This window comes from Psychrobacter sp. HD31 (assembly GCF_051097895.1).
GTDB lineage: Bacteria > Pseudomonadota > Gammaproteobacteria > Pseudomonadales > Moraxellaceae > Psychrobacter.
This window is the reverse complement of record NZ_CP142525.1, coordinates 1,023,894-1,049,716: the sequence shown is the minus strand read 5'-3', so window position 1 is coordinate 1,049,716 and position 25,823 is coordinate 1,023,894. Positions and strand designations below refer to the sequence as shown.

Genomic DNA, 25,823 nt, shown 5'->3' with positions numbered 1-25,823 from the left:
TATGAAGTCAACTACAGTGATTAATAATTCTAATAATAAACCAACAGGCATTGCTAAGTTAGCAGTGCTTTTTGGCTGTGTTTTACTAGCTGCTTGTGGTAGCAGTGGTGAAGAAGAACAAGCGCGCCCAGTATTTACCCAGTTAAATGAGCTTGTTCCAGCAGGGTATGTTTGTAAAGATGCTGTATTAACAGTGGGTGGTGAGTTAATTTTACAAAAAAAACATTACTTACATTTGCAACAGGCAAGTGATAGCCAATTAAACATAACAGGTGTGCTTGAATATAATGACAGACCAGCCCATGTAAGCTTTGGTGCTTATCAAAATCAGGGTGGAGAATGTGTTGTTGATTATAAGCTTAGTTATCAGCTAGACACGCCTTGTATGGCAGCGCGTGAAGAAGCATTTAAAAAATATAATCAAATTGGTACGCTAGGCGATAAAACCCGTTATTTTGAATACAAAAGAAACCCCAATAAGACCGTATTTTTGACCAACATTAATCAAGATTTACAGTGTTTGGTGGGGGTTAATTTAACCGAAGCGGTTTCGGCAACGCCATAAAAAAGGTAATAGCTAAATCATATCCTTTAAGATTTAGCTATAGCTTCTTTGTCTTAGTGTTTCGTACATGCACAAGCTACCAGCAACTGCCACATTCAAGCTTTCTTGCCCATTAGGCTGGGGTAGAGCAATTGGGGTCGCCAATTTTAACAATTCAGGACAAACACCTTGTCCTTCATGCCCCATTATCCAAGCAACTGGATTAGACAAGTCTTGTGAGTAAATAAGCTTGTTAGTGTGTGAGCTGGTTGCCATCATTTGGGCGTTAACGTGCAACACAATTTGATCAATTTCTATATTTTCATAAATAGCTAGACTAAACTGCGCACCCATACCAGCACGTAGTGTTTTTGGTGACCATACGCCCGCTGTCCCTGCTGTACAAATAATGTGCTGTATGCCAATTGCGGCAGCAGTGCGTAATAGGGTGCCGACATTTCCGCTATCTTGTACATCATTTAAAATGAGGCAATCCGTATTGATGGTGTCCAGACTTTTTTGCTTAATTGGCAAGACTGCCATGATGTCTATCCCTGTACCTAGTGTGCGGATATCTTGATACAGTTTATCGTTAACAACTTGGATGTTGATTTGCGTGTTGCTATTTTCAAGTCTCTCTAACAAAGAGGTTACCTCATTGCTTTGCATTGCTGATTGAGATAAGAAGACTTGTTCAATGGGATAGTTAATGGCAATTGCTGAGTCTAGCAAATGTGTGCCTTCTATTACGGTTTTGCCATGCTTATTGCGTTGCCTATTGCTGCTGAGTAAGGCCCTGATAAGTTTGATTGTTGGGTTTTTGCCCGAAGCAATAGGAGTTAAATTCATGATAATGGTCGTTAATATGTTATGTTTAAGTTAAAATTAGGTTAGCCTATGACTATTAGTTTTATAAAAAATATTTAATGAGTTTTATCTAACTAAGCGAATAGAAGGTAAATGCCAATCAAAAGTTACTGCAAGCATACGAATGATAAAAATGACACTGAGCATAATAAAATCATTAAAGCCTGTATTCACGCCTAACCAATCTAGCACAAGATAAACACAAGATCCAAGAATACTGGCGGTGATATAAATTTCTTTTTGTAGTACCAAAGGTATCTCATTACAAATAATATCACGAGTCATACCGCCAACAATAGCCGTGCAAATGCCCATTAATACAGCAATGAGTGGCAATGCCCCCTGTGCCAGTGCAACTTTAAAGCCAATGACACTAAAAGTAGCAAGCCCAATAGCATCAAATAATTTTACTGCTTTATCAATTTTATGATAAATATGAAAAAACATTTGTAAAATCAAAGAAGTGGCGGTAATTACAATAACATAGTTTAAGTCGGTCATCCAAAACATAGGGTGTCTATCTAGCAGTAAGTCTCGTACTGTACCACCGCCAAAGCCATTTACCATAGATACCAAAATACATCCAAAAATATCAAACCCTTTATGCTGGGCAAGTAAGGTGGCTGCTGCAGCACAGGCAACAACCCCAATCATGTCTAACAGGTATAAAATGGTATCTGGTGCGATAAAAAAGTATTGCATGGGGGTTATTTACCTTTGGCATCTGCCCAAATTATTTTATGTAGTTGTAATTGTAAGCGGACATCAAGGCCATCTGCTAAAATCCAATCCGCTAGATTGGTTGCAAGATTAGGGATTGTGCTAGGTGTCTGGTTATCATGACTCTCAACTTGATTGTCATCAATATTAAACATGGGAGAAAACCAAACAGCAGTCACCTTTTTGGTTAAGTCATGCTCAAGTACTTTGTCTTTTGCCCATTTATAGTCATCTAAATCACAAATGACAAACTTTATTTGGTCGTGTTTGGTTAAATAATCTAGATTTTGCCAGTGGTTTTTTGCTATTTCTCCAGAGCTGGGTGTTTTTAAATCCATTACTTTAGAAACAGTTTTAGGCACATCCGCAAGCGATAAAGCCCCCGCGGTTTCTAGTGATATCTCATAACCATTATCAAGCAATAGCTGCATTAAGGAGATAACATTTTTTTGCGCCATTGGCTCACCGCCAGTAACACAAACACGTTTACAAGGATACTGCTTAATGTGCTGCAGTATTTGTTGCAAACTAAAGCGTTCACCACCCTTAAATGAGTAAGTGGTATCACAATAAACACAGCGTAAAGGGCAACCAGTTAAGCGTATAAAAATGGTTGGCTGACCGCTTGCTAAAGCCTCACCCTGTAAGGAATAAAAAATTTCGGTTAAACGCAGTGTTTCCTGACGGTCAACCATAGGCGAGAGAGGTATGTGTGAATTTAAGTTAAGCTGAGTCATTTAGCTTTTATATTTAACCTTTTTTAGATGTTAAAAAAAACAGCTGGACAGTTTTGCCCAGCCATTTTACTACAGATTAAAATAATCTGTATATCAATGCGTGTTTATGCTAAACGCAGCAGCTCGTTGATGCTGGTTTTAGCACGAGTTTGTGCATCTACTTTTTTAACAATCACAGCACAGTACAAGCTATGAGAGCCATCTTTGCTTGGCAAACTGCCTGATACAACGACAGAGCCTGCTGGTACACGACCATAATGGACTTCACCAGTTTCACGGTCATAAATTTTGGTAGATTGCCCAATGTAAACGCCCATAGAGATAACAGAGCCTTCTTCTACAATAACGCCTTCAACAATTTCAGAACGAGCGCCAATAAAGCAGTTATCTTCAATAATTGTTGGATTTGCTTGAAGTGGCTCTAATACACCACCAATGCCAACACCGCCAGATAAGTGAACATTTTTACCAATTTGTGCGCACGAGCCAACAGTTGCCCAAGTGTCAACCATGGTGCCTTCATCTACATAAGCACCAATATTAACGTAAGATGGCATTAACACCACACCTTTAGCTTGGTATGAGCCAGTGCGCGCAACCGCTGGTGGTGCGACGCGTACGCCTGCTTCGGCAAATTGTTCTTCGCTCCAGTTTGCAAATTTAGTAGGTACTTTGTCATAAAACTGAACATGCTCACCCGCTGGCATAGGTTTGTTATCATTCATTCTAAATGATAACAGCACGGCTTTTTTAGCCCATTGGTTTACAACCCATTCACCATTGATTTTTTCGGCAACACGCAGGCTACCATTGTCTAGTTGTTCTAAAACACTAGAAACAGCGTCACGCACGTCTTGTGGCATGGTGCTTGGACTATAATCTGCAAGGTTTTCAAAAGCTTGTTCGATTGTTTGTTGTAATGACATAAATACTCCATTTAAGTTTTAAAACTTTTAACATACTAGGATGATAAAAATAAGTGTGGTTATTGTCGCTAAAAAACGTTATTTTAGCAAATAAAGATTGTGAATATTGATGATTAATTTTAATCATTAATATTCTGTTACTTTATTTAAGTAGAAGACAAAAAGAGCAAGGGTTTATTAAAACATTAACTGTTTAAAAGTATCCAGTTAACGATGTCTTGATAAACAAGCATGTGCTCATCTTCATTGAGCGGTTCATGACGCATATTTGGATATAAGTTGGTTTCAACATGAGTCATCCCTTCTTTTAATAAGCGTTTGGCAAGTTTTTTAATGCCTTTGCCCATTTGAGAAACAGGATCATCTTTACCGCTGACTAACATGAGTGGATAATTTTTGGGTAAGGTATGGTACCAATTGTTATTTAGTGCACTATCCATTAATGAAAATAAAGTTAAAAAACCATTGTTAGTAAAAGTGAACCCGCAAAGTGGATCAGACTCATATGCCGCTCTGCTTTGGGTGTTTTTACATAACCAAGCATATTTGCTTACCCGTTGTGATTTTTTAAGCTGCATATTGAGCTGTGTATTCATGGTATTAGCAGCCCACTGACTTGGGCTATTGGCAGCAACCTTGTTTAGGCTTGCAAACATGGGAATAAGTGGTTTTGCTAAAAAGTTTGTGTCTGCCGTCCCCATTAAAATGACACCCGAAAATGAGGTGCTATGATGTTTGATGAGATTGCGGACAATAAACGATCCCATTGAATGCCCCATAATAAAATGAGATGCATTGGGGTGACGTTTTTCAAGAGTTTGCGCCATGATAACCACATCCTTAAGTAATACCTGTACAGGGTGGTTCGCATCAAAAAAGCCCAATTCTTTTTCTGTTTTTGCTGTTTTTCCGTGTCCCAATTGATCATAAGTTACAACGGCAATGCCTTGTTGAGCAAGATGGTTTGCAAAGGCATCATAGCGGGCACTGTGTTCACACATGCCATGGACAATAATTAAGGTTGCTTTAGCGTCTCCATCAGGTTCATAAAAGGTGTGGTGTAAATGATGTGACTGATTGCTTGATAGGATAGGGCTTGGATTTATTTGTTTCATTTTATTAGGTTAATTGGTTGATTAAGAATAAGTATTTGTTTGATTTTCTCACATTTGTAAGTGATTATGCAAAAGCTATCCTTAACAGTGTTATAAAATTTTGGGTATTTTTACTTATTTGTTATCAATAAACATAACCAAAGCCTCATGCTAGGTATGAAGCATGAGGCTTGTGGGTAACTAAAACCGGTTGATTGGTTTAGGATTATCCTAAGCCAACTTTGTTAGGCAAAATTTTAACTAATTCTTGTACAGATAACTCTAGATTAGTCACATTATTTGGCATTAACGTAATGTGAGCAATTTTACGATTCTCACGTTCTTCTTTATGATACGTATGATAATGACTACCGTCGATTGCTAATACATCGGCTAGGTTAGGATACTCTCCTAAAACGTTAATCATGATAGATGGGTGGACGTTGTCAGTATCGCCTAGTGGCAAACCAACCACAGCACGTATGTGGTTTTCAAACTGGCTTGTAACAGCGCCTTCAATGCTCCAATGTCCAGAATTGTGTACACGTGGTGCAATTTCATTGGCTAAAATGGTATCGTTGCCGTTTTCATCTTTACAAACAAATAGCTCTAAAGCCAACACACCAACATAGTTAAGATGGTTCATTAATGTGCTGATGGCATTTTGAGCCATTTTATTTAAATGGCTGGTGCCCACTGCGGGGGCTTGTGTTTTAGCAAGGATGCCGTTGTGGTGATGATTTTCTACTAAATCATAAGCACGTACAGTGCCATCTTTACCACGTGCAGCAATGATAGACACCTCGCGGCTAAAGTTAATAAAGCCCTCAGCAATTAACGGTGCAGGTGTGGATGTTAAATCACCACGGCCTGTTACAGCCCCGCCAAGCTCACGCCATGCGACGGCGATATCTTGTGGTGTGCGAACCACAAATTGCCCTTTTCCATCATAGCCACCACGGCTGGTTTTTAATACTAATGGTAAACCCAATTCTTCACTGGCTTTTTGTAAGTCTGCCTGTGATGAAACTGCTAAAAATGGTACGGTAGCAATGTTTAATTCATTAAACATTGACTTTTCTGTAAGACGATCTTGTGCAACCTCCAGTGCAAAAGCAGAAGGGTACATGCCGTGTTTTCCATCATCTTTTTGATTGAGTTTTTCTAGTTTTTTTACTGTTTTTACGGGTGTGTTTTCAAATTCTAACGTAAATACATCTGCTTGGTGAATAAACTCATCAAGTTGTTTGCTGTTATAAACAGTGCCGTAAAGTGCGGCTGGGCAATCTGCTGCATCTTCTAAAAAAATGCAACGGTAGCCAAGTTTTAGGGCAGCTTCAGCAAGCATCATCCCAAGTTGTCCGCCCCCTAAAATACCAATGGTGTGGATGGTTTGGTTTAATGGATTAGCGTTTGCGGTTGTCATAAGTTATTCCTACTTAACGTAGGGTGGGTAAAACCACCAATATACGTTTGTTTAATAAGGCGAGTTAAAACCAACCTATTGTGTGACTAAATTAAGTGTTAACAATACCAGGCGTTGGGCTAGCAAGAATGGTATCTGTTTGGCTTTGGCGGAAATCATTAAGTTTGTTTGCAATGGTTGTATCTTGCAAAGCCAATATTTGTATGGCCAGTAAACCAGCATTGAATGCACCGGATGTCCCAATTGCCAATGTGCCTACAGCAATACCTTTTGGCATTTGTACAATAGACAGTAGGCTATCCCAACCGCTTAAAGTTGATGACTTAACAGGCACCCCAAGCACAGGTAGTGGCGTTTGACTGGCACACATACCTGGCAGGTGAGCAGCACCACCAGCGCCTGCAATAATTACTTGTAAACCTTTGTCTTTTGCTGATTTAGCATAGTCAAAAAGTTTGTCTGGAGTGCGGTGAGCAGAAACAACTTCGCATTCAAAAGGGATACCAAAATCTGCAAGCAGTTGAACGCCTAGGTTCATGGTTGCCCAGTCTGACTGAGAGCCCATAATGATACCAACTTTGGCTTGACCTGCGGGAGAGGCGATTGGTGCTGGTTGTTCTGCGTTACTCATATGTTGTTTCCTACTGGTTGAGTGTATCTGTTTTTATCTTATTATCAGTTTATTAGACAATAAAATAAGGAAACTTATAATAATACCTAAAAACTTTGGTAGATAAAAGAGTATAAAATAAAAAAGACCTCGATGAACAAGGTCTTATTTTTATTGTGATGATTGTATATTAAAATTTCTTGTTAAATAGAAGCGCAAACCCTTGTTCATCATAGCCATTATTGCGCCATTTACCAGCATATTGACCAGAGATTTCTATTGTGTCAGTTGGTTGATAGCTTAAACCTAATCCAGCTTGACCAAATCCTTCTCCAATTTCTTGCTCACGGACGGTAAATGAGGTATTTGGTATGTCAACAAATCTGGCTGTAATATCTGCATAGTTATCGCCACTTTGTATACCACCAGCCAATAATCCTGTTACAGATAGCTTGGGTGAAATAGATTTTTTAAAGTTTGCACCCAGTGTGGTTGTAAATGAATCATAGGTGTGTTTATCAACGTTTAGGTTGTAAGCACCGCCTTTTGTTTCTTGATATGCGTCACTATTGACACGGCTGTAATCAGTGCGTACAAATGGTGTAATACTTTGTGTGTTATCCCCAATACGGTGACTAATGCCTACGCCTGCGCTGACAATGCTTGCATTGTAATCTGACTCTGCTTTTACACCAGCAAAGTTAAGATGACGAGTCCCTTTAACATTACCTTGACCTGCACCAAGATGGAAATGAGCTGTGGTAGCATCGCTGGCATCATATTTACCATAGCCAATCATCTCGGCGGTGGTTATGTCTGCAGTATGATTGATGGTATGACCATCTGTATTTGAGTCACTTTGATTGACTGCAAAAGCAACGCCTAAGTGTAGTTTGTTAGTAAAGGCATTATCAATACCAAGCACAACGCCTCTGTCTTCTATGTTGTAGCCTAGGCTGTCGTTGTGGTTTTGTGTGCTGTCTTTACCTGTTGCAACTGCCCATAAATGGCGTTGAGGCTTGTTTGTTGTTGCCATACCATCAAGGTCTGCAAACAGCTGATGTGCGTAGATGGCATCAACTGCAGTGGTATTGACGTCGGTAAGCATACGATTAACCGAGCCAATGTGTAATGGCAGGGTTTGTTGAGCAACATCGGCAAGATCGCGACTGCTCATATTTTGTGTATCGCTAATTAAGGCATTTGCCAAAGCATTTTTATTACCGTTAACACGGTCTGTAATTGATGCGTCTAACACTTTTGCAACTGGCAGGGCAAATAATTTATCATTTTGCTTGACAGCTTTAACAAACGCTTTATCATCGGCTGGATCAGGCGTTGGCTCTGGATCAGGCGTTGGCTCTGGATCAGGCGTTGGCTCTGGATCAGGCGTTGGCTCTGGATCAGGCGTTGGCTCTGGATCAGGCGTTGGCTCTGGATCAGGCGTTGGCTCTGGATCAGGCGTTGGCTCTGGATCAGGCGTTGGCTCTGGATCAGGCGTTGGCTCTGGATCAGGCGTTGGCTCTGGATCAGGCGTTGGCTCTGGATCAGGCGTTGGCTCAACTACATTGCCTTCTTCTACCATTTTTAGGTGAACTTTGTTAGCATCGCTGTAGTCTGCCTGAAAATCTACTAATGGACTTGTGTCATCAATTTTTTTGAATTTGCCAATTAAATTATTAGCAGATATAACATCTTTAAATACAGTACCAGAATCAATTTTTTTGATTAAATCATCCAAAGTGGCAACCAATAAATCACCTTTGCTAATATCGGCTGTGCCATTTACGACGAGTTTACCGTATTCGTATATTTTATTATTTTCTTCAACAGGGTAAAGTCCATCTAAATCAGCAGGGTCAATATCGGCATATTTTTCTTTTTCTTCATCATTGTCATTATCTAAAATTCCAATAATCAATGTATCATCATTTTTCATAGCATAGTTGCCATCAATGATTACCTTGCCTTCAGAGATTCCTAAATCACCATCCCATTGGATTGTGTCAGATGACATATGAAGAGGTGCATTACCTGTTTTACCTAAGCCACCTTGATAAGTTTCTTTATAGTCAAATTTTGAAGTACCTGTTATTACGGCGTTAGGATCAATAAAGGTTTCATAATCATTAGTGTCAATATAAACGCCACCTTCTTTTAATTGAATTATATTATCTGCTGTAAAATTCTCAAATAAATCAGTTTCAGGAGCATCCATTTCAATACCACCACCATTAAAATAGATTTCAGATTGTTTTGAATCGGAAAAGCGAGTAATTCCTCCTATCTTTAAGATGGTACTTCCATCTTCTGTACTTGTTGTTGTTAAAATGCCTGAACCTTCTCCACCAACAACTAAGTACGATGTGCTTATGCTATTATTATTAAGGTCTAAGGTGCCCACGCCAGTCTCTTTAAGACCAAGATACGTTATATCTTTAGTATATATATGTCCGATAGAGTTTGGTCGGTTTGATAGCTTGATTGTACCAGTGCCCTCATCACCGATAGTTAAATTGTCAGCATTAAAGAAAGTGTCTTGACCAGCAATGGTAAGGGTTGCATTACTACCAGCCGCTTTTCCGATAATGAAGTCTCCGTATGAATTACGCCCTGAATCAAAAGTAACATTAGCGGTATCATTTTCGTTTAAACCGATAATGGTTTTCCCATCGACTTCATGCAAAGTATTATCCTCTACCGCCATTGCTGAACCTGAAATCAATGCCAATGACCCAGCTAAAGAAAATGCCAATGGTTTTAGTATCGTAGACTTTTGACTCTTAGATTTTCCATTCGATTTTGCCAACTCACTAACACATTGCCAAACACCTAATGAACGATTAAAAACAACGCGATACACATGATTCATAAAAACTCCCATTGGTTAACAAACTAACTGTTTAATTTGTAAGATGAGAATGATTGTATAAAACAAAACTAAAAAATAGCAATAAGAGGAGGGGAATAGATACAAAAAACACACAATTTTATTATTGGATTGTGTGTTGGTAGATAAATTTTGTTAACACCGTCAATGAAAAAAAGTGTTTTTTTCTGTTAGTTTGTTAAAGTGTGACCCTCATTTGAGTTAAACCAAAAGTTTTTATTAGCGTCTGAGTAACTCACCCTAAACTAAAATTTAAGTTTAAAAGAGTGCTAATTTGAAAAAACTAATAATGAACAAACTGCACAAAGTTATTTTTACTTAACGGTAAAGGTTTTGCAGTATCAAACTGATAGCAAGTTAAAAAACCGGTGTCTATTGCTGCAGAATAATCAACACAAACCACCTGCTTGCTCAATGGTTCAGGGATGCCATTCATCCAATAATGCCCAATAAAAACGGGTTTATCGGTTTTAAAAATAAAATCAATTGGGCTGGTGATGGCATCTTTTGGGATTTGTGCCAAGCTAGAATCCGCTGCCCTTGCTATATGATGTATTGGTTGATTGTTTATTTCATCTAGCCACCACTTAACACGTACATTACGGCGTTTTGCTCCATCCTTATCAAGCATATAAAGACCAGCAGGTAAGGGTGTTTCTACACCTTTTAATAACCGTTCAAGGGCATTGTATTCTTTACTGTGTTTTTGTCCCGTTTTTTGTAGCCCAGTTTCGGTAAGCTTATTGTCATGGGATAAACATGACTGTAATACTGCCATGTTATCCACATCCCAGCAGGCATGTATAAAGCAAGCGTGTTCTGTTTCTATCCATAGCGGTAACTCGTAAAAACGCTTTAGCCAGTATTCATGTTTTGCAGAACCAAAAGGGACTTCTGCCAAAAATTCTTTATGTTGATTCTGGTGTACAGCAGAGTGTGAGCGTAAATAGCTGCCATCGTTTTTTGTTTTGTTTAACGTGGCAAATGCTAAGGCGTTGTATTCGTGATTGCCCATAACCGCATCGGCAACACCAGCATCAAGCATGGCAAAAACAATTTCTAGTGTTTTGACCTCTTGTTCGCCTCGATCAATTAAGTCACCAATAAAAATTGCTCTATGGTTTTTTGGCGGTGCGTAATAGGTACCATGTTGGTTGCTGGTTAGCGTATAACCCAATTGTGTTAATAGTCCGACCAGTTTGTTTGCCTGACCATGGATATCGCCAATAATGTCATATATCATTTATTATCCTTTTAGATGTCACACATTAAATATCATAGCTAGATGTTGTATTGAAATGTTCAAAGTTTAGATATCCCAAAGCGTTGATATTTGCGCTGATATTTAATGGTACTTATTTAATCAATATATTATCATGTCTTTTTGCTTAAAGTTTGCGAGCATATCTCATCATTACTTTAACAACATACAAGGCTTCGATTTTGTTATAATCGCTTGAAAATGATTTTAATATTGTCTTTATATCTTGAGAAAACAACATGACAACGATTTTGTTTGAACTTGGCAGTGAAGAGTTGCCACCAAAAAATTTAAAAAAATTACGTGATGCCTTATCAACAAGTGTCACAGAGCAATTAGCCACCAATAACATTAGTTATGATACGTTAAAGGCTTTTGCAGCGCCACGTCGCTTGGCAATTCAAATTGACGGAATTGCTGATAAACAGCCAGATAGAGTAGAAACCAAACGTGGTCCTGCGGTTAGAGCGGCGTACGATGCAGATGGTAATCCAACAAAAGCGGCAACTGGGTTTGCAATGGGCTTGGGCATTGATGTAACCGAGCTGATGACCATCAACACAGATAAAGGTGATTACATTGGTTATGAGCAAACAATACAAGGTCAAAAAGTTGCTGATTTACTGCCAGCAGTTTTTCAAAAAGCATTAGATGATTTGCCGATTGCAAAACGCATGCGCTCTGGTGATAGCCGTAACGAGTTTGTCCGCCCAGTTCAGTGGGTGGTGTTGATGCAAGATGACAAGGTCATCGATGCTAATATTCAGGGCTATCAAACAGGCAAGCAAACTCGTGGGCATCGATTCCATGCGCCAGATTTTGTAGAGCTGGCTAGTGCAAGCGACTATGAAAGCGTGTTAGATGGTTTAAAAGTAGTGGCAGACTTTGACAAACGTCAAAAGCAAATTGTTGAACAAGTAGAAAAACTGTCTAACGAAGTCAATGCTGTGGCAATTGTGCCGCAAGAGTTACTTGACGAAGTAACTGCCTTGGTTGATTTGCCAGTCGCATTGCGAGCAAGTTTTGAAGAGCGTTTTTTACAAGTGCCGCAAGAAGCACTTATTAAAACCATGCAAGCAGACCAAAAATATTTTTGCTTAACCGATGAAACCGGAAAACTATTACCGTATTTTGTGTTTATTAGCAATATTGAGTCAAAAGACCCAGCGCAAGTAATCGAAGGTAATGAAAAAGTCGTTCGCCCACGTTTGTCAGATGCTGAGTTCTTCTTTTTACAAGATCAAAAACAGCCTTTGATTGATTTAACCGAAAATTTAAAGACGCAAGTATTCCAAGACCAATTAGGCACTATTTGGGATAAGTCAGAACGTATGGCTAAATTAGCGACATATGTTGCTCAGTTACTTACTAACAATGGTCAAGCGGTTACCGAAGCAGATGCTGTACGAGCAGCACACTTAGCAAAAGCTGACCTGACAAGTAATTTGGTATATGAATTTACAGAGTTGCAAGGCATTGCGGGTACTTATTATGCGCGCCTAAATGGTGAGCCAGAAACCGTTGCCGCCGCCATTGAGGAGCAATATTTGCCAAAATTTAGTGGTGATAAACTGCCAAAAACCCCCGTTGGTATTTGTTTGGCATTAGCTGACCGCATTGATACTTTGGTTGGTATTTTTGGTATTGGTCAAGCGCCAACAGGGTCAAAAGATCCATTTAGTCTTCGCCGTTCTGCAATTGGTATTTTACGCATCTTGATAGAAAAACAATTACCTATTAGCTTAGATGACTTGGTAGAGCAGGCAATTGTTAATTATGGTAGTAAACTGACTGAAGGTAATACCAAAACACAAGTGATGGGCTTTGTAAACTCTCGTTACCGTGCGATGTATACCGAGCAAGGTATTAGTGTTGATACCATCCAAGCAGTACAGGCAATCAGTACTCAGCAGCCATTAGATTTTGATCAACGTATCCATGCGGTGCAAGCATTCCGTGAACTACCACAAGCCAGTAAACTTGCCGAAAACAATAAACGTGTGGCAAACATCTTAGCCAAAGCAGAAGTAGCGGTTGCGGATACAGTCAGTGCAGATTTACTGACGGAAGCTTCAGAAAAATCTTTATATGATGTGGTTAGTAAATCACAAAAAGAGGTTGCGCCATTGCAAGCTGAGTCTAACTATCAAAAAATTATGCAAACTTTGGTTAGTTTAGACGCCCCATTGACTGACTTTTTTGATAAGGTCATGGTTAATGCCGATGATGCGGCATTAAAAAACAATCGTCTTGCTTTGCTTAAACAAGTACGTGAGTTGTTTTTATTGGTTGCTGATATTGGTGAGCTACAAGGTTAGTACTGATTTTTATTGATATAAATTGAATTGAGAGTTGTAAAACGGACGCCATAAAAAAAGGTAAGCAGAACGCTTGCCTTTTTTTGTGACACTTTACTAGCAAAAAGTATCTATTGTGTGTATTTCCCATGACTTTAAGGCTTAGTTTTATTATAATGGTGGGTTTATATTAGCTTATGCTAATTCATTTAGCCAATTTGAGTAAAATAGCCAATTAATCAGCAGCATAACTATGAGCAAAATCCAAAGTATCGACTTAACCGCCAATGATAATAAAGCGGCAAAAAAAACCAACCTACTTGGTATGTCAAAAACTGAGTTGGGTGATTTTTTTGAATCATTTGGTGAAAAAAAGTTTCGTGCAACACAGGTCATGAAATGGATTTACCAGTATGGCGTAACTGATTTTAGTCAGATGACTAATTTATCTAAAAAATTGCAGTCTAAGTTAACCGACATTGCAACGGTTATGCCACCTGCTGTTAAGTTTAAACAGTTTAGTGAAGATGGTACTCGTAAATGGGTTTTTGAAGTGGCGGGGGGCTCTTTAGTCGAAACCGTGCTGATCCCTGCTGAAGATGGTAAGCAACATGGACGAAAAACTCTATGTATCTCATCACAGGTTGGTTGTGCGTTAGATTGTAGTTTTTGTAGTACAGGCAAACAAGGGTTTGAGCGAGATTTAACTGCCGCAGAAATCATTGGTCAGCTGTGGGTTGCTAACCAATCATACATGGAAAGTGTGCCAGCGACTGAACGTGAAAACAGAGTAACCAATGTGGTTATGATGGGCATGGGTGAGCCTTTATTAAACTACAAACCAGTGGTATCAAGTATGTCGCTTATGCTGGATGATCATGCCTTTGGGATGAGCAAACGCCGTGTGACGCTATCTACTTCTGGTGTTGTGCCAAAAATGTATGATTTAGCAAAAGATATTGATGTGGCTTTGGCGATTTCATTACATGCGCCAAATGATGAATTGCGGAATGAGCTTGTACCGATTAATAAAAAATATCCGCTCGATCAATTGATGGCGGCGGCAAAAGCCTATATTTATGACGAGAATCCACGCCATAAAAAGCATGTAACCATTGAATATGTCATGCTTGCAGGGGTTAATGATAGTGATGAACATGCCAAGCAGCTGGTAAACCTATTAACAGGGCTACCAAGTAAAATTAATTTGATTCCGTTTAATCCATTTCCACATGCACCTTATGGTCGTTCTAGTAACAATCGTATTCATGCTTTTAGTAATATTTTAAATCAAGCTGGGTTTGTGTGCACAATACGTCAAACCAGGGGGGATGATATTGATGCCGCATGTGGGCAATTAGTTGGGCAAGTGGCGGATAGAACGCGGCGTTCTAAAAAATGGCAAGAAGCGGTTGTTAAACGCCAAACCGAGAATTTGTAAAAGTTAAGCAAAATATTTAGTTGAATGGCGAGTTAAACGAATCAACAAGTTAAGCTAATAAACAAGGATGAACCATGAAAAAGTTGATAAAATTACCATTGGTTCTATCGTTAATTGCATCAACGTTTGTGGTGAGTGGCTGTCAAACAACATCAGTTAACTCGTTAAAAAATGCTTATGCGCTTTCAAAATCGGTTAATAATGCAACTGATGTGGCAAAAATACGCACTAGGTTAGCTGGGCAATACATTAAAACAGGTCAGCTTGATGCGGCCATGAGGCAATTGGAATTGGCGTTAATTGCTGATGACCAATATGCCCAAGCATATGATATGATGGGTGTGTTATTGCAACAAGAGGGTAGTACGCCAAATTTGCAAAAAGCAGATGGCTACTTTAAAAAAGCCATCAAATTAGCCGATAGGGCACAAACGCACAATAATTATGGCGTTTACCTGTTTCAGGTTGGGCGTTATCAAGAGGCGTTAGCTGAATTTAAAATTGCAGGGTCAACACTGGGTTATCGTGGACGTATTGATGCATTAGAAAATTTGGGTCGTACTTATATCAAGCTTGATAAAAAAGACCAGGCAATACAAACGTTTTTTAAGGTTTTAGAAAATAACCCCAATAGTTTGGTTGCTCATATTGAATTGGTAGATTTATTGATTGAGCAAGAACGCGATGTACAAGCGCAAAACTTATTGCAAAATATGCTAAATTTGTTTGGCAATCAGCCATTGCCAGCAAGGGTAGTATCGCAAGAGGCAAAATTAGAAGATAGGCAATTTAAGTGAACTAAGTAGCTTGCATAACTTTAAAAAGATAATAAATAGTTTATATAGTAGGCAAAAGTTTTTTAGTTTTAAAATTTTGATGATTTAGAGGCATTAAAAATTATGATGGAAACGACTAACAACAAAGCTGGCGAAACCATTTTAAATGGTTCATTTGGTAAAATTTTACGTGATACACGCGAAAGTAAAGGCTTGACTCTAGATCAGGTTTCTGAGGCATTGTTTATTAAAACACGTCAATTGCAAGCAATCGAAAATGAAAACTTTGAGGGCTTACCTGAAAACGCATTTTCACGTGGGTTTGTTGCTAACTATGCCAAATTTTTAAAACTAGATTATCAGCAAATTGTTAACAAATTTGATGAAGCCTATCCAGAAGAATTAAAACCAACCAGACTTGAAGATATTGAAGCACCTTTAAGACCAATGGGCACCTTACAACGTGATGAGAATAGCCGCCGTATCAAAATAAACCCGTTATTATTAATAGCCACTTTGGCTGTATTGGCATTGGCAATGTTTTTATTTAGGACAGTCAATAAAGCAGAAACCGAAGTTAACAGCATACCAACGCAAACAGAAGAAACTATTTCTGAGCAAGAACAACAGCAAGGTGCTTCTGTAACACAGAATACGGCAGCCATCGGTTCATCAGGTTCTGCGCTAAATTTGGGCGTTGATAGTAATACCGACAACCAAGTTACCAGTAATCAAGCTACCACTAATAATAGCACTCAGCTTTCTACTGAATCTGTTTTACAAAGTGCCGAAGGCAATGATTCGATTGAGTTTTGGATAAGGGCAAATACAAACGTCAATGTTGTTGATGCCAATGGCAAACAAATTATGTCAGGTATCCATTCTCGTGGTGGTTATACGGTTAAAGGGACTGCGCCATTTAAAGTTAATATTGAAAATGTAGAAAATGTGAAAATTAATTTAAATAAACAACCAATTAAACTTGCGCAGTATAGCAAAGATAACAAGGCAAATTTTGAGCTTAAATAGCCATTAATAGGCGAGACTCAATCCTATTTTTTAAACGGCTATAACACGATAATTCTAAGAGGGCATTTTATGTCAACGCCATCTCCCATTAAACGACGCAAAACAAAAAAGATTCAAGTAGGTAATGTGGCTGTTGGTGGCGATGCACCAATTAGCGTGCAGAGTATGACAAATACAGATACTTGTGATGTGGATGCGACGGTTGAACAAATCCAAAAATGTGTGGATGCTGGGGCTGATTTAATGCGAGTCTCTACGCCAACCATGGCGTCGGTAGAGGCATTTTCTCAAATCCGTAAACGTTCTAGCGTACCCTTAATTGCCGATGTGCATTTTGACTATAAAATTGCGATTGCGGTGGCAGAAGCCGGTGCAGATTGTTTGCGTATTAACCCAGGTAATATTGGTAAAGATGCAAAAGTGCGCGAGGTGGTTGCCTGTGCAAAGCATCATGGCATTCCAATCCGCATTGGGGTTAACGCGGGCTCTTTAGAAAAAGATTTGCAAAAAAAATATGGTGAACCAACAGGCGAAGCGATGCTTGAGTCTGCTTTGCGTCATATTGATATTTTAGAAAACCTTAATTTTGATCAATACAAAATTTCAGTTAAAGCCAGTAATGTGTTTTTAACCTTAGATGCTTACCGTTTAATTTCGGCTCAAATTGATAATCCATTGCATTTAGGGGTTACCGAAGCCGGTGTATATCGCACAGGCACGGTCAAATCTGCTATTGCGTTAGGCGGTTTGTTGCTAGATGGTATAGGAGATACGATGCGTATCTCTTTGGCTGCGCAGCCAGAAGAAGAAATTAAGATTGGTTTTGATATTTTAAAATCATTAAACATTCGTGCCAATGGTGTTAACTTTATTGCCTGCCCAAGTTGCTCACGTCAAGAATTTAACGTGATTGATGTGATGAATAAACTTGAAGCACGCCTGGAAGATATTCGTGAACCAATGGATGTGTCGGTGATTGGTTGTAAAGTTAATGGACCTGGCGAAGCAAAAGAATCTGACCTTGGTATTGTTGGTGCTAATCCAGGATCATTGGTGTATAGACATGGCGAAAAAAGCCATAAAATTGATACGAATCAGCTGGTAGATGAGATTGAAAAAATGGTTCGTGAACAAGCAGCAGAACAAGCCAAACAACGTGAAAATGAGATTTTGCGCGTTGGTCAATAACACATAAATTTTGATACATTTAAATAATAAGAGATAGATATGACAATAAAAGCGATTAAAGGTTTTAATGATATTTTACCAGCGGAGAGTGGTAATTGGTTAAAATTAGAAGCGATATTAGGTGATGTTTTAAACCGTCATGGCTATCAACAAATCCGCTTGCCAATTGTAGAGCAAACAGACCTTTTTGCCCGTGCCATTGGTGATGCAACGGATATTGTTGAAAAAGAGATGTATAGTTTTACAGATAAGTCTGACCCACCAACGCCTTTAACTTTACGCCCAGAAGGGACAGCAGGCGCAGTAAGAGCGGTTATTGAGCACAACATGCTACGAGGAGATAGCCCTAAATTGTGGTATATGGGTCCTATGTTTCGCTATGAGCGCCCGCAAAAAGGTCGCTATCGTCAATTTCACCAGCTTGGTGTAGAGGTGTTTGGTAATGCGCTTGCTGATGCGGAAGCAGAATTAATTGGTATTAGCTACCAAATATGGAAAGCGCTTGGTATTGACCATGAATTAACGTTAGAAATTAATAGTTTGGGTGAGGCAGATGAGCGAAAAGCCTATCGTGAAGCTTTGGTTGATTATTTAACAGATAAAAAAGACCAACTTGATGAAGATAGCCAGCGCCGTTTAACCACAAACCCACTGCGTATTTTGGATAGTAAAGATGCCAATACGCAAGCGTTGCTAACGCAAGCACCACAGTTGTCAGACTTTTTGGGTGATGACAGTAAAGCACATTTTGAGCAAGTAAAAAGTTACTTAACCGCTTTGGGTATTGAATTTGAAATCAACCAAAAATTAGTGCGCGGTTTGGACTATTACAATAGAACGGTATTTGAGTGGGTAACAGATAAACTTGGTAGCCAAGCAACGGTTTGTGCCGGTGGACGTTATGATGGTTTAATTGGGCAGCTAAAAGGTGGCAAAAAGTCTGACCCTGCTATTGGCTTTGCAATGGGATTAGAACGTTTGCTGTTATTGATTGAAGCGGTAAACCCATTTGCAGCAATAACAGCTTGTGATGTGTTTGTGGTTGCTCATCCAGATGTGTATGCTCAAGGGCTAGCATATGCTCAAGAATTGCGCCAACAACGCCCTGATTTGCGCGTGCGTATGGCAAGTGCCTCTGGTATGAAGTCACAAATGAAGAAGGCGGATAAATCAGGGGCAGCGCTTACGGTGATTATTGCCCAAGATGAAGTTGAAAATAATACGGTGAGTGTGAAAAACATGCAAACTGGTGAACAAACCACGCAAGCACGTGAGATGTTTTTACAGCAAAATTAATTGCAAAATAAGTATTTTAAGATTTTAAAGTTAAAGTGAATAGATAGGTTATTTCATGAAAAAACCGACAGAGCAGGCACCAATGTCAGCCGAAGCTGATAAACAGGCGCAAAAAGATGTATCAATAGAAAAACTAAAACAGCATGGTGGCAATATTGTGACTGTGATTGCATTGGTTTTGTCTGCCTATTTTGGTTGGCAGTTATGGCAGGGCAGAGGCACAACGGTAGATACGGTTGCGTCAGATGAGTTTGCTCAAATTCAAAATTTAAATGACCAATACAACATTGCCATGCAAAACCCTGTGCAAGATGATGCATTAAAAAGCCTACTTAGCAAAACAGAAGCGCAGCTAAATACGAGTATTGATACATTGGTTACCAACCATGGTGATACAATTTATGCTTGGCAAGCATTGACTATGAAGGCTCGCCATCAAATGGATAATGAAGATTATGCGGGTGCTAGTGAAACACTAAAAGCAGCAACAGAAGTTAAAACAATTGATGCAGGCTTAAAAGCCATGACTTCTTTACGTTATGCGCAGGCATTATTGGCTGATGGTAAAGTACAAGAGGCAAAAAGCATTGCAAATGCTGAAGTACCCAATATGTTTGAAGCCAGCAAACAAGAGTTAATGGGTGATATCCATGTTGCCGAAAATGACGAAGAAGCTGCCAAAAAAACTTATCAAAATGCTTGGGATTTACTGGCCAAAAGACCAGAATACCGTGCTATTTTGGCATTAAAAATGGAAACATTAGGTATGGATGTTACTCCAATTGAAGTCGCAGAAGTTATTGAACAACCTGCTAACAAAACGCAAGTGACAGAGCCAGCAGCAGATAGCAACACTGAGCCAAAACAGCTAAATACCAAGTAAATTGAAACCTGAAAAAAGACGTTTTGATTTGTAATGGTCTATAGGCCAGTAAATAAAAAAGATTAGGAATTATCCATGAGTATTAAACCAGTTGTTGCCTTGATTGGTCGCCCCAATGTTGGCAAATCAACTTTATTTAACCAAATTACCAAAACTCGTCAAGCCTTGGTGGCAGACATGTCTGGTTTAACGAGAGACAGACAATATGGTGATGCCAGTTATATGGATAAAAGCTTTATTGTGGTTGATACGGGCGGTATTGGTGAAGCTGATGATGGCATTGGTAATATCGATGACTACATGGCAGACCAGTCTTATTTAGCCATTCATGAAGCAGATATTATTGTTTTTGTTGTTGATGCTCGTTCTGGCATGATTGGTTCGGATGAAGAAATTGCAAATCACCTGCGCCAATTAGGCAAACCCATTTTTTTAGTAGCTAATAAAATTGATGGGGTGCATGAAGCCGCAGTCAATGAATTTTTTGAACTTGGTTTGGGTGAACCTTATCCAATGGCAGCAAGTCACGGGCGAGGGCTATCGAATCTATTAGATGACTTAACCGATGGCATGCCAGAGCAAGATGAAGATGAAGATCCAGAAGGGCTTAAGCTTGCAGTTATTGGGCGCCCCAATGTGGGTAAATCAACGCTTGTCAATCGCTTATTGGGAGAAGACCGTGTTGTGGTGTATGATATGCCAGGAACAACGCGAGATAGTATCTATATTCCGTATGAGCGTGAAGGCAAAAACTACGTGTTGATTGATACGGCTGGGGTTCGTCGTCGTGGTCGTATTGGCGAAAAAGTAGAGAAATTCTCAGTTATTAAAACCTTGCAGGCGATTAAAGACTCCAATGTAACAATTTTGGTGATAGATGCCCAAGAAGGCATTGTAGACCAAGATTTGAACATGCTGGGTTATGCTTTAGATGCAGGGCGCGCGATTGTTATTGCGATAAACAAATGGGATGGATTGAGCGAAGATCAAAGAAACTATGTCAAGCTTGAAATGGATAGACGCTTTGACTTTGTACCTTATGTGAAAACCCATTTGATATCTGCTTTGCATGGTTCAGGCGTTGGTAATTTATATCCATCTATCCACAAAGCTTATAAATCGGCTATGTTCCATGTGTCTACGAGTCGATTAACACAAATTCTTGAAGATGCGGTCAATGCTCATCAGCCACCAATGATTGGCGGTAGACGTATTAAATTGCGATATGCCCACATGGGTGGTCATAACCCGCCTGTGGTGGTTATCCATGGCAATCAAACTGATGCGTTACCAAAAAGTTATAAACGTTATTTAGAAAATCAATTCCGTCTTGTTTTTAAACTAGAAGGAACCCCGCTTAGAGTTGAATTTAAACAAAATGACAACCCGTTTTCTGGACGTAAGCAAAAACCAAGCATGACCAAAGGGCAACAACAAGGTCAACGCAAACGTATTCAAAAGTTTAAACGTAAAGATAAAAAGCGTAGATAACCATAGTAAAATAGGTAGATAGCAGCAACGTAGAATAAAGCGATTATTTAATGTTAGTTTGCTCGCAAAACAAAAAGGCTCTAAATTAAATCTAGAGCCTTTTTTAATAAAAATGAGATGTTAGCGGTTAGAATAAACCTTTAATCCAACGCCATAGGTTTTGGAAGCTACGACTGATAATATTTGCTTGTTCAACATCTTGGTTTGCAATCACATCAACGCTTGCAACCGTTTTACCATTAACAACTGCCATCATTTTACCAACAGGTTGCCCTTTTAAAATAGGTGCTTCAACGGTTTCATCTAGGTTAATAATCGTGCTGATTTTGTCATTTTGGCTTTTTAAAGTTAATACGTTCAAGTCATCAGCCGTCACAACTTCTACATCTTTTTCTTTACCGCCCCAAACAGGTGCTCTGGTTACAAATTGCCCTTTGGGTGCTGCATTAACTGTTGAAAAGTGTCCAAATCCCCATTTTAATAATGAACGAGACTGGTCTGCACGCTGCTGCATGCTTTTGGTACCCATAATGACCGAAATTAAACGCATGTCTCCCTTTTTACTAGAAGCAACTAAGCAATAGCCGGCAGCATTTGTATGCCCTGTTTTAAGCCCATCTACGGTTGGGTCACTTAATAAAAGCGTATTGCGATTACCTTGCTTAATGCCATTGAAGGTGAATTCTTTTTCAGAGTATATGTCGTAGTATTTGCCACCTTTAGCAATGATAGAACGAGCAAGAATCGCTAAGTCTCGAGCAGATGCTTCATGGCCTTTTGCTGGCATACCTGTTGAGTTAACAAAATGAGTATTGTTCATACCCAGCTGTTTTGCCTTTTCATTCATCATGTTAGCAAAAGAGGCTTCATCTCCGGCAATATGCTCTGCCATAGCAACGGCTGCATCATTACCCGACTGAATGACGATGCCTTTAAGCATATCTAACACGCTAGCTGACTGGTTCACCTCAACATACATACATGACTGTGATCCACTCCCGCCACACCATGCATTTTTACTCATAACAACTGGGTCTTCTTCTTTTAACTCGCCATTGGTCAGTTTGTCTTCAATCAGGTAACTGGTCATCAACTTGGTTAAAGAAGCAGGCGGCAAAGGGGCATCGGCATTTTTTTCTGCCAGTATTTCTCCAGTATTAAAGTCCATTAATACATAAGCTGTATTGTCTAGCTTGGGTGGGGTTATCTCAGCTGCGATTGATTGAGTGCTAAGCAGAGGCAAAATAACCGTAGAAGCTAAGGTGAGTAGGCGTTTGGTTGTTGTCATAGTAAAAAGTTACCACTAAAAAGTTTAAAAGATAAAAGGATACCTTGGCGTTAGGTTTTTGCCAATCTATAAAAACGATATATTACCAAAATGTGGCAATTGTATAAACAAGAAAAATTCACTGGCAATAAAAAATCAATAGATACAAAGTTTTATCTCTGTCTTTAACATGTATTCAAATCAGTATGAACCAGTTAATAAAAGAAAGGGGATGCGGATAAAACTAAAACTGAGTGGTGGCAAGTTCTTCACACATGGCTCTGTTTTCTGCCCGAGAATAGCTTAATGTCCAATTTTTGATGTTGGTATGTACTCTTCGATACTCTTTTTGAGTATAAAGATATCTCATAGCATTATCAGGGTTTGAAACAGTGGGCATGAGTTGGTGTAATTTGGTTTGGTATGCGCGAGCAAATTTAGGGCGTAGATGACTACTAATGAGACCAGGACAAACTTCTGCCAAAACCTGCATGAGTGCAATTTCGTGCGTTGTTGCAGAAATTCCTGACAAGTCGACTGGTTTTACTAAGGTGTTTTTGGTTGTACTGCCAATGGCAGTAGACATGCGATAATCTTTCGCTTGTGCTGCACTACTCATGATAAACGTCAAGATAACACCAAAGGCCATTAGTAGGGTTGATGTAGATACTTTTTGTTGGGTGTTAGTAAAACGCATATCAAATTACCTGTTACTTACATTTGTTTAGTATGATAAAAACCGTTAAAGTAAAAACGTAAACAAAAGTTTAAGCTTGACTCGGGTGTCATTAACTTCCTGTATGTCAATGACTTTAATATAACTTTTAATAATAAAAAAGTCATATTAATTTTTGCATCTATTGTAGGTTGATTGTGTATATGTTGGCAAAATGAGCAACATATCTGTGATAATTGTTAAAAATTCAACTTGAGTTATATTAGTTGGTAAGGTTTGAATAAGATGATAATTGGTTACCATCGAATGTATTAAATTTTTGGGTGTTTTGGATGTAGAAAGACTAAATTAATAGGTGATTTTCTGTACAAAATACTATAGAGTATTGGGCTAAGTATTAAATACTTAAATGTATATTTTAACTGATGTTTAATTTTAAATATATTTAAGTTATCTATTTTTATTTTTTAATTGTCATAACAAAATTTCCAGTGGTTAAGGGAGATAGCAATGAAGATGTCATTAAATAAGATGGCAGCACTAGGGCTAACAGCTTTAATAATAACAGGCTGTGCGGGTACAAACTCACGCAATACAAATAATGTCAAAGTTGTGGTTAATGATAAAGGTGTACCAAACTATTATCGTGTAAAAGGGGGCGATACGGTGAGTGGTATTGCTCAACGATATCATATGAATTATCGTAAAATTGGTGCATTAAACAACTTAAACAGTAGTTATACGATTTATGCAGGTCAATGGTTAAAATTGTGGGAAGGTTCTGCTTCAACCGCTTCTTCTCACACTACTAATAATACGGCACCAGTTATTCAAACAAATAACAGCTACGCTAATAATTATCCTAACAATTATCAGCAGTCGTCAGCAAATTTTAAATATCCTTCGTCTAACCAAGTTATTAAACAGTATGATATAGCAAATAACGTTTTGGGTATGTGGTTTGCAGGCAATGCAGGTGACCCTGTTTATGCCAGTAAGTCAGGCAGTGTGATTTATGCTGGTAATGGATTACAAGAATATGGCAACTTAATCATGGTAAATCACGGTAATGATTATGTTACCGCTTATGCACATAATAGCCAGCTATTGGTAAATGAAGGTGATGTGGTAAGAAAAGGTCAAAAAATTGCCACAATGGGGCAAACAGGCAATACCACTCAAGTGGCACTTGAGTTTCAAGTTCGTCAGGGTGGTCGAGCTATTGATCCTCGTCGGGTGCTAAACAAGTAAATGGCTATTTGTGTTTAAGTAAGTTAAAAAAGACCTAAAATTTTAGGTCTTTTTTATGTTTTCAATCGGCTGTTTTTATTCAAAGACTTGAATATAAGCATTTGATTTTAATTCTTTAATCCATTCATCATAGGCTTGTGGTGCTTTGTTTTGATAAATGACATCTTTTGCTAGGCTGCGGTACACTTGCTTACTGATGTCTTTTTCTTCTTTATCAACAACCTGTAAAATATGCCAGCCATATTGCGTTGTAAAAGGTGTTGAATAGTCTTTTACTGGCGTGCGTTTCATCATAGCCTCGAACTCAGGAACCATGACACCTTCTCTAACCCAACCTAAATCACCACCACGCTTTGACGACCCTGGATCTTCAGAGTAGGTTGATGCCAGTGTTGAAAAGTCTGCACCTTGACCCAACTGCTTATAAATTTCTTCAATCTTTTGTTTAGCAACTTCTTGCGTTTGTGAGCGATCAACTCTGATTAAAATATGACGTGTTTGCCACTCGGGTACAATTAAGCTAGCACCCATCTCTTTATTAGCATTTTCTAAAGCACGTTGACCTTGTGGAGAACTTAAAAATGCGTCTGCTTCTTCATCCGTAATTTTAATGCGATCAGAGACATAACTTTGCTGTAATGATTGTAATGATAGCTCTTCAATCACTTGGCTTTGTAATGCTTTGTATTTGCCCTTATTTTCTGCATTTAACTTTTTTTGAAAATCTTCTAGCGATTGTATGCCTTGTGCGTTTGCAAGCTGTAGCATTTTACGGTTAACCTCAACCGGTTTAGGGCGATAGCCAGAGCGCTCTAGCATTTCAAACTGTAAGTGTTGGATAATCAAGCCATCTAATACGTCTTTTTTTAGTTGGCTTTCGCTTGGTAGCGTTTGTCCAGCCGCTTGATACGACTGACGTACTTGAGCGAGGGTATTGTTAAACTCACTTTTTAAAATGGGGGAATCATTTGCAACCGCGAGTAACCCATCACCCATGACTTCTGCATTTGCTGTGTGCAATGCTGTAAAGCCTAGTATAGCAATGGTTATAGCAGATAATTTTTTTGTGATATGTTTCATATTTACCTCATTTTTTAATATATTTCTTTTTTTAAGCTTGTAACGAGTCGCGTCTTGGTTTAAAAAGTATAAA

General features: G+C 38.9%; 22 protein-coding genes. 10 read left to right on the top strand and 12 right to left on the bottom strand.

Going from position 1 to position 25,823, the window contains the following annotated elements:
* Window position 1: 1 nt before the first annotated feature.
* Window positions 2-565 (top strand): hypothetical protein, encoded by a 564-nt coding sequence (locus tag VH441_RS04560; protein ID WP_434354299.1) that lies wholly within the window; start codon window positions 2-4, stop codon window positions 563-565.
* Window positions 566-598: 33 nt separating this feature from the next.
* On the opposite strand, the gene VH441_RS04555 is transcribed toward VH441_RS04560, so the two are convergent.
* From VH441_RS04555 to VH441_RS04515, 9 genes are all read right to left on the bottom strand, one after another.
* On the bottom strand, window positions 599-1,393 hold the full coding sequence (locus tag VH441_RS04555; RefSeq protein ID WP_434354298.1) for a TrmH family RNA methyltransferase: 795 nt from the start codon (window positions 1,391-1,393) through the stop codon (window positions 599-601).
* 84 nt (window positions 1,394-1,477) lie between these two features.
* The gene (locus VH441_RS04550; RefSeq protein WP_434354297.1) at window positions 1,478-2,113 is read right to left on the bottom strand and encodes a trimeric intracellular cation channel family protein; all 636 of its coding nucleotides are present in this window, start codon (window positions 2,111-2,113) and stop codon (window positions 1,478-1,480) included.
* Between the two features lie 5 nt (window positions 2,114-2,118).
* Window positions 2,119-2,868, bottom strand: coding sequence for a 7-carboxy-7-deazaguanine synthase QueE (gene queE / locus VH441_RS04545; RefSeq protein WP_434354296.1), 750 nt, complete (start codon window positions 2,866-2,868; stop codon window positions 2,119-2,121).
* A 104-nt stretch (window positions 2,869-2,972) separates the two neighbouring features.
* Window positions 2,973-3,794 carry a 2,3,4,5-tetrahydropyridine-2,6-dicarboxylate N-succinyltransferase gene (gene dapD / locus VH441_RS04540; protein ID WP_434354295.1) on the bottom strand — a complete coding sequence of 274 codons (822 nt, stop codon included), beginning with the start codon at window positions 3,792-3,794 and terminating at the stop codon, window positions 2,973-2,975.
* 185 nt (window positions 3,795-3,979) lie between these two features.
* Window positions 3,980-4,909, bottom strand: coding sequence for an alpha/beta fold hydrolase (locus tag VH441_RS04535; RefSeq protein WP_434354294.1), 930 nt, complete (start codon window positions 4,907-4,909; stop codon window positions 3,980-3,982).
* Between the two features lie 205 nt (window positions 4,910-5,114).
* Complete coding sequence (locus VH441_RS04530) at window positions 5,115-6,314, bottom strand: 5-(carboxyamino)imidazole ribonucleotide synthase (protein ID WP_434354293.1); 1,200 nt, start codon at window positions 6,312-6,314, stop codon at window positions 5,115-5,117.
* 91 nt (window positions 6,315-6,405) lie between these two features.
* Complete coding sequence (gene purE / locus VH441_RS04525) at window positions 6,406-6,945, bottom strand: 5-(carboxyamino)imidazole ribonucleotide mutase (protein WP_434354292.1); 540 nt, start codon at window positions 6,943-6,945, stop codon at window positions 6,406-6,408.
* 169 nt (window positions 6,946-7,114) lie between these two features.
* Window positions 7,115-9,796, bottom strand: a complete 2,682-nt coding sequence (locus VH441_RS04520; protein ID WP_434354291.1) for an autotransporter domain-containing protein — start codon at window positions 9,794-9,796, stop codon at window positions 7,115-7,117.
* Window positions 9,797-10,097: 301 nt separating this feature from the next.
* Window positions 10,098-11,057, bottom strand: a complete 960-nt coding sequence (locus VH441_RS04515) for a metallophosphoesterase (protein WP_434354290.1) — start codon at window positions 11,055-11,057, stop codon at window positions 10,098-10,100.
* 257 nt (window positions 11,058-11,314) lie between these two features.
* On the opposite strand from VH441_RS04515, the gene glyS reads away from it, so the two are divergent.
* From glyS to der, 8 genes are all read left to right on the top strand, one after another.
* Window positions 11,315-13,393, top strand: a complete 2,079-nt coding sequence (glyS, locus tag VH441_RS04510; protein WP_434354289.1) for a glycine--tRNA ligase subunit beta — start codon at window positions 11,315-11,317, stop codon at window positions 13,391-13,393.
* A gap of 232 nt (window positions 13,394-13,625) precedes the next feature.
* Window positions 13,626-14,813: a 23S rRNA (adenine(2503)-C(2))-methyltransferase RlmN gene (rlmN, locus tag VH441_RS04505; protein ID WP_434354288.1), complete on the top strand. Its 1,188-nt coding sequence runs from the start codon at window positions 13,626-13,628 to the stop codon at window positions 14,811-14,813.
* A gap of 74 nt (window positions 14,814-14,887) precedes the next feature.
* Entirely contained in the window at window positions 14,888-15,610 is a 723-nt protein-coding gene (locus VH441_RS04500; RefSeq protein WP_434354287.1) for a tetratricopeptide repeat protein, read from the top strand.
* Window positions 15,611-15,712: 102 nt separating this feature from the next.
* Complete coding sequence (locus VH441_RS04495) at window positions 15,713-16,618, top strand: helix-turn-helix domain-containing protein (RefSeq protein ID WP_434354286.1); 906 nt, start codon at window positions 15,713-15,715, stop codon at window positions 16,616-16,618.
* A 69-nt stretch (window positions 16,619-16,687) separates the two neighbouring features.
* Window positions 16,688-17,806 carry a flavodoxin-dependent (E)-4-hydroxy-3-methylbut-2-enyl-diphosphate synthase gene (gene ispG, locus VH441_RS04490; protein ID WP_434354285.1) on the top strand — a complete coding sequence of 373 codons (1,119 nt, stop codon included), beginning with the start codon at window positions 16,688-16,690 and terminating at the stop codon, window positions 17,804-17,806.
* Between the two features lie 39 nt (window positions 17,807-17,845).
* Window positions 17,846-19,102, top strand: coding sequence for a histidine--tRNA ligase (hisS, locus tag VH441_RS04485; protein WP_434354284.1), 1,257 nt, complete (start codon window positions 17,846-17,848; stop codon window positions 19,100-19,102).
* A gap of 55 nt (window positions 19,103-19,157) precedes the next feature.
* Window positions 19,158-19,985 carry a YfgM family protein gene (locus VH441_RS04480; RefSeq protein ID WP_434354283.1) on the top strand — a complete coding sequence of 276 codons (828 nt, stop codon included), beginning with the start codon at window positions 19,158-19,160 and terminating at the stop codon, window positions 19,983-19,985.
* A 75-nt stretch (window positions 19,986-20,060) separates the two neighbouring features.
* Window positions 20,061-21,476, top strand: coding sequence for a ribosome biogenesis GTPase Der (der, locus tag VH441_RS04475; protein WP_434354282.1), 1,416 nt, complete (start codon window positions 20,061-20,063; stop codon window positions 21,474-21,476).
* Between the two features lie 127 nt (window positions 21,477-21,603).
* Here der and VH441_RS04470 read toward each other — a convergent pair whose 3' ends face one another.
* Both VH441_RS04470 and VH441_RS04465 read right to left on the bottom strand, forming a co-directional pair.
* Complete coding sequence (locus tag VH441_RS04470) at window positions 21,604-22,764, bottom strand: D-alanyl-D-alanine carboxypeptidase family protein (RefSeq protein ID WP_434354281.1); 1,161 nt, start codon at window positions 22,762-22,764, stop codon at window positions 21,604-21,606.
* 223 nt (window positions 22,765-22,987) lie between these two features.
* Window positions 22,988-23,440, bottom strand: a complete 453-nt coding sequence (locus VH441_RS04465; protein ID WP_434354280.1) for an MCR_0457 family protein — start codon at window positions 23,438-23,440, stop codon at window positions 22,988-22,990.
* A 489-nt stretch (window positions 23,441-23,929) separates the two neighbouring features.
* Here VH441_RS04465 and VH441_RS04460 point away from each other — a divergent pair, with 489 nt between their 5' ends.
* Window positions 23,930-24,670, top strand: coding sequence for a LysM peptidoglycan-binding domain-containing M23 family metallopeptidase (locus VH441_RS04460; protein WP_434354279.1), 741 nt, complete (start codon window positions 23,930-23,932; stop codon window positions 24,668-24,670).
* 75 nt (window positions 24,671-24,745) lie between these two features.
* Here the strand turns inward: VH441_RS04460 and VH441_RS04455 are convergent, their stop codons facing one another.
* Window positions 24,746-25,750: a peptidylprolyl isomerase gene (locus VH441_RS04455; RefSeq protein ID WP_434354278.1), complete on the bottom strand. Its 1,005-nt coding sequence runs from the start codon at window positions 25,748-25,750 to the stop codon at window positions 24,746-24,748.
* Window positions 25,751-25,823: the final 73 nt, after the last annotated feature.